The 5,753-nt window shown below is 71.8% G+C and carries 4 protein-coding genes; 1 reads left to right on the top strand and 3 read right to left on the bottom strand.

Annotation, left to right across the window (positions count from 1 at the left end):
• On the top strand, positions 1-1,121 hold a 1,121-nt coding region (locus tag HOP12_10290), incomplete at its 5' end, for a CHAT domain-containing protein (GenBank protein ID NOT34546.1).
• A gap of 46 nt (positions 1,122-1,167) precedes the next feature.
• Here the strand turns inward: HOP12_10290 and HOP12_10295 are convergent.
• From HOP12_10295 to HOP12_10305, 3 genes are all read right to left on the bottom strand, one after another.
• Entirely contained in the window at positions 1,168-3,249 is a 2,082-nt protein-coding gene (locus tag HOP12_10295) for a S8 family serine peptidase (GenBank protein NOT34547.1), read from the bottom strand.
• Between the two features lie 205 nt (positions 3,250-3,454).
• Positions 3,455-4,333, bottom strand: coding sequence for a LamG domain-containing protein (locus tag HOP12_10300; GenBank protein NOT34548.1), 879 nt, complete (start codon positions 4,331-4,333; stop codon positions 3,455-3,457).
• Positions 4,333-5,742, bottom strand: a complete 1,410-nt coding sequence (locus HOP12_10305; GenBank protein ID NOT34549.1) for a hypothetical protein — start codon at positions 5,740-5,742, stop codon at positions 4,333-4,335. The genes HOP12_10300 and HOP12_10305 overlap by 1 nt, the downstream gene beginning before the upstream one ends.
• Between the last annotated feature and the right edge of the window lie 11 nt (positions 5,743-5,753).

Raw genomic sequence — 5,753 nt, forward strand, 5'->3', positions numbered from 1 at the left:
AAGCATGGCGCAGCGCGATCGCGCGACCACCCGCCTCGCTGCGGCGCGTTCAGGCGGAGGCCCAGTGCGAGGCGCGCGGACGAGCGCTGAGAAAGTTGTTGTGGGATCCGCTCGTGCCGCTGCTCGCGGATCTCGAACGCGTGCTGGTGGTGCCCGATCGCTCGCTCTCGCTGGTGCCGCTGGCGGCACTGCCGGACGGGCGTGGAGGCACACTGGCCGAGTCGGGCCCGCTGCTTCAGATGCTCGCGATCGAGCGCGATCTGGTCTCGGCGCCCGACTCGACGCGCCGCGGCCACGGACTGCTGGTGATCGGAGGGGCCGACTTCGGAGCGGCGGACGCACCGGCTCGCCGCGCGCCTCGCGCGTCCGACGACGTGTGCGCCGTGCTCAGGGACGGGCGCTTCGAGCGCCTGCCCGGTTCGCGCGCCGAGGCCGCGGAGGTCGCTCGCATCTGGGAGGCGGCGCGCTCGGGCGCTCGCACACCGCCGAACGCGGACTCGAGTGAAACCGCGAACGCGGATCGGGCGATCGTGCTCACGGGTGCCGCGGCGACTGAGCGCGCGCTGCGCGAGGCAGCGCCCGGAATGCGCGCGCTGCACGTGGCGTCGCACGGGTTCTTCCTGCCGGAACGATGTGCCGTCGATGCGCGTGGCGGAGGCGGCGACTCGCTCGCGCGTCGCCACCCGCTGGTGCGCGGCGGGCTCGCGCTCGCAGGGGCCAACCTGCGCGACTCCTCCCGCTCGGCCGCTGCGGACGGCCTGTTGAGTGCCGAGGAAGTCGCCGGGCTCGATCTCGAAGGACTCGAATGGGCGGTGCTCTCGGCATGCGAGACCGGACTCGGCCGGATCGATTCGAATGAGGGCGTGATGGGGCTGCGCCGCGCGTTTCGCGCCGCGGGTGCTCGCGCGGTGGTGATGAGCCTGTGGCGCATCGACGATCGCTCGACCGCCGAATGGATGCGCGAACTGAGTCGCGCCCGCTTTGCCGATGGGCTCGCGGCGGCCGCCTCCGCTCGGGCGGCCACGCGTGCGGTGTTGCGCGCCCGTCGTGCCGAGGGGCGCAGCACACATCCTTACTACTGGGCGGGCTTCGTGGCCGAGAGCGGCTCCGCCGCGCCGTGAGTTTCGCGGCGAGAGCGCCGCTCGCCTCTGGCCGCGCACCCGCCGGTCAGTCGAGTCGGACCAGTCGCACCACTTCGCGCCCGTCGATGCGGCGCGCGAAGTAGAGTCCGGGCGGCACCCGTCGCCGCGCTTCGTTCTGCCCGTTCCATTGCCCCCGTCCGCGCGCGTCGAGCGTGATTCGCGCCACGCGGCGGCCGGCGAGATCGAGGATCGCGAGGCGATCACCGGGCCGGCCGCTCAGGCTCAGCTCGCCGCGAAAGGGATTGGGCGACACCGCGAATGCCGGGGTCGATGCTGGTGCCGGCGCCGGTCCGTTTGTCGCCATGCGCCGCGCCGCGAGTGCCGTAACGGCGATGCGCGCGGACTCGGGCGGGCACGGGATCCAGCGGGACAGCGCGGGATCGAGGCGCTCGGCGCGCGGGTCGACGACGCGCGCGAGCCAGCCGGTGGCTTCGTATCGACGCGGTCCGCTTCGCGTCACCTGTGCCCAGGTCGAGAGCCAGGGCGGCGTTCGATCGTCTCGAATCGTGCGGCTGCGCGAGGCTCGTGCCCACGCGAGCGCGGGAGCGTCGAGCGTCGAGTCGGCGAGCGAGTCGGGCAAGGTGAATGGCGCGCGCGCGAACCACCACTCGACGCGAGCCTGGCCGCCGAGTGAGTCAAGGATCGCGATGCCGGGCTCGCCGACTCGCAGCGAGTCGCGAGCGGCGAGGCTCACGCTGGGTGCCAGCTCCGCATGCCAGACCGCGCGGTCGCGCGCGGCCAGTTGCAGCGTGCGCTCGAGGTCGAGCACTCCGGCGCCGCTGGTGGCGTCGAATCCGGCCGGGCCGATGTCGCGGGCCGCGGCGCGCAGCAGCGGCCCATGATCATCGGGCAACAGGTCGTCGCGCAGTGCGGCCACGAGCCCGATCGCACCGGTCACGAATGGGGCGGCGAATGAGGTGCCGGCAGCCGCGACGCAGCCGGGGAACTGGTAGCCGGTGGAGCCGCGATAGGTCATGGAGGTTCCCCACACCTCGACGCCCGGCGCCAGCAGATCGAGCCCCGGACCGAACGACGAGAAGTTCGCGCGTTCGTCGAACGAGTCGCTGGCACCGACCTGGATGCAGAGTCCCTCGGCGGCATGTGCGGCCGGCCAGCGGGCCGCGCTGCCGGCGGTGTAGCCGTCGTTACCGCTCGCCGCCACCACGATCGAGCTTCTCGCGATCGCGGTCGCCAGTGCGAGGCGCTCGGCGCGTGATGGCGAGCTGCCGGCGAACGACAGATTGATGGCGCGGGCACCCGCGCCGGCCGCGTGCAGGATGCCGTTCGCGATTGCGAACGTACCGGCGGTTCGCAGGCCGCCGTGCGTGACGCGGACCGGCACGATGCGACATCCCGCGTTGCCCGAGCCGTCACCGCCGCACACCCCCGCGACCCCGAGCGAGTCGAACATCGTGCCGTTTCCGGTGCGCGCCGCCATTACGCCTGCGACCAGCGTGCCGTGTCCGATCGAGTCGTGCACCGATTCGCGAGGATCGGCGGTATTGAACGCGGAACGGATGCGGGGTGAGCCGTCCGCGAGCTGACCGCCCAGCTCGGGCTGTGTCGGGTCGATCCCGGTGTCGACCACACCCAGGATCACGGCGTCGCGGCCGCGGCTCACGCTCCACGCCTCGAGCGCGCGCACATCGGCGCCGGCGCGGCCTGCGTAGGGCGTGCCCGCGTTTCGAAGTCCCCACTGGCGTCCGTCTCGGAACAGCGGGTCGTTCGGAAACTGGGGCGGCAGCGTGGGAGGCGGTGGTGCTTGCGCGGGTGCAGACACCGGAGGCGTCATCCACGCATCGCAGGTGGTGCGCTCGGTTTCGGGCTCGGCCCACGCGATCTCGGGGGAGTCGCGCAATGCGTCGAGTGCCAACCGGGCACGCAGCGTGTCGGAGGCTTCGAACAGCAGCAGTTCGCCGGGAATGCGATGGAGCCACCCCGACGGAGCCGTGATCGGAAGCCGGCTCAACCGCCGCAGCCCCAGCGCATCGAGTTTCGAAGTCCACGTCGAGTGCGCGGAAACGAGCGGTGCAACGATGATCCGAACGGATACCGACGGTCGAGGCTCCAGAGCCTCGAGCAGGCACACGCCGAGCGCCATCCACATGAGCGAACTCCCGCGGGGAGATGAGCGGGGGCTCGTCGCGCGCAACGGCGGCGAAAGGTTGCGGGAATCGCGCCAGCCGGGAGCACGGGGATCTTCAGCGATCCTCGCGGTGCGACGCGTCGCGCGATGACACCTTCAACGGCGGGGCGTCAACCGAATGCGCAGGCGATGGCCGCGCATCGCCCCCGGCCCGGAGATCGCCGCGCTAGCGTCCGCCCGGGCGCGGGAAGTCGACGCGCGCCGCCGACGAGATGCGCAGCTCGTCGATCGAACCCACGAAGGCGTAGTACGGGTTCGGATCGCCGCCGTCGAGGCGCAGGCTGCCGGTGAAGTCGGTCAGCCGCCGGGTGTCGAAGTAGTTGGCGACCAGCAGCGGCGCGTCACTCGAACGGATGTGACTGCGCGTCGCGTACTGCGAGTCGAGCAGTCCGTCGATCCACAGCCGTACCAGCTCGCCGTCGAGTGTGACGGCCACGTGGACCCAGCGCTTGCGTTCGACCAGCACCGCGGACTGATAGCTGACCGGTGCGCCGGCCGCGTCGGGCTGAAACGCGAAGATGAGCCGCCCGAGCGAGCCGAGCGGTGCGATGAAGTTGTGGAAGCCGGGGCTCGCGATGTAGGCGCGCGGCGGTTCGAGTCGCTGGCCGCCGATCGCGAACATCCAGCTCTGGCGATTCGGGTCCTCGGTCCAGCAACAGGCGATCGGAGTGAGTTCGTACTGACCGTACTCGTCGATGTTCACCCACGCCTCGCAACTGAAGCCGTCGCGCGGCACCAGGTGGGTGCTCGGCGACACCACCATGAAGGAGCCGGTGCTGCGTTCGAAGCGACGCGCCTGTCCGAAGCGTCCGAAGTCGGGCCGGGTGTCGATGCCGAAAGTTCCGGCGAGCCGGAATGGCCCGGTGTCGGTCGACTGGCCGCCGGCCGCATCGTCGAAGCGCCACAGCGCGACCGTGACCGAGTCCACGTTCGGCGCTTCGGGGCCGCGCGATCGCACCCGGGGTTCGAGTTCCGGAAACGTGGTGGCGCAGCCGGCCAGCATCAAACCGGCTCCGCACAACAGTGCCGCGCGCGCGAAGCGCATCACCTGGCGAGCTGCGAGCGGACGAGGGCGACTGCCGCCGTGTCGCCACGGCTGGTGTAGAGCTCGAACATGCGCGCCAGCGTAGCCGAATTGGCGCCCGCGGTGAGCACCGGTCGCCAGGTGCGGGCCGCGGCGTCGGAGTCCCCGCCGAGGAGTTGCGCCCAGCCGAGCCCCAGGTGTGCGCGTGGTTCGCGCGGCGCGAGCGCCACGGCGCGCTCGAAGACGCGGCCCGAGCGCGGTGCGTCACCGAGCCGCAACCACGTCTCGCCGAGCGCCAGGAGTGCTTCGAGGTCTCGGGGCGCTCGCGCCAGGCCCGCGTCCAGATGCCTCGCGGCTTCCGCGTCGCGTCGCATCGCTGCCTCGATCCCGCCGAGCCGCTTGAGCGCCTCGGGATTCGAGGCATCGAGGTGCAGACGGCCGCGCGCGAGGTGATAGGCGAACAACGTGTCGTTTCGCATCCATGCCGGCACCGCGCCGAAGCCGGGCCCGATCTCGTAGACCACCGCGGGCCGCGACGACGACGCAGCGACCACCCGCAGGCCCGGGACGGCAGCGGAGGTGTCGAGCAGCCATGCGAACGCGGGGCGCAGTTGAGCCTCGGGCCACGAGGCGAACAGGAAGCGCACCCGTTCGCGATGCGCGTAGTCGGCGAGTGCGGCGAGCGAGTCCACGAACGGAAACGGCCCGACCTCGAGCCCGGCGTGGTAGCCGATGTGCGCCTTGCGTGCGATCACGCGATCGCCGGGCGCGGCCGCGGCACGAAGTGCGCGCGCCGAGTCCAGCACTTCGATCGGGAGCTGCTGGATCGAGCGCGCGAGCGTGGTGCGGGCGGCGAGCGCCGAGGCCAGCAGCGGAATCGCGGCGAGCAGCGCCTTGCCCCACACGGCACCCCGCGGTCCGAACGGGAACGCGAAGCGCGGCGAGGCGACCGCGACCGCCGCAAGCGTCGCGTAGAGCGGGAGCACCGCGAGCGAATAGCGCGCCGAGTGAAATGCCGGCACCAGCGCCACGAACGCGAGCCCGCAGATCAGCACCAGCGGCCACAGTCGTCGCAGGCTGCGATCGAGCATCGCGACGAGCAGCCCCACCGCCGCACACACCGCGACCGGCCACCCGAGCAGCAGTCGCCCGTCGAGCCACAGGTGTTCGAACACGTTCGCGAACTCGCGGCCGATCACGGCCCCCGGATTGCGCGCGATCACGTCGCCGAGCGAGCGAAACTCGGGCTGCATCGTGCGCTGGTAGGTATCCCAGGCGATCCCCCGCGAGCGGGCGAAGACGTCGTAGGCGATGTTGTGGTGGAGCTGGCTCGCGAACGCGCCGCCATGCGTGAGCGAGAAGGCGAGCCACGGCAGCAGGACGGCCAGGAATCCGGCCGTCAGCGCGACCGCGGCGTTCCTGGTCGTCAACCCCACGCTCC

This window comes from Candidatus Eisenbacteria bacterium (assembly GCA_013140805.1).
Taxonomy (GTDB): Bacteria; Eisenbacteria; RBG-16-71-46; order RBG-16-71-46; family RBG-16-71-46; genus JABFRW01.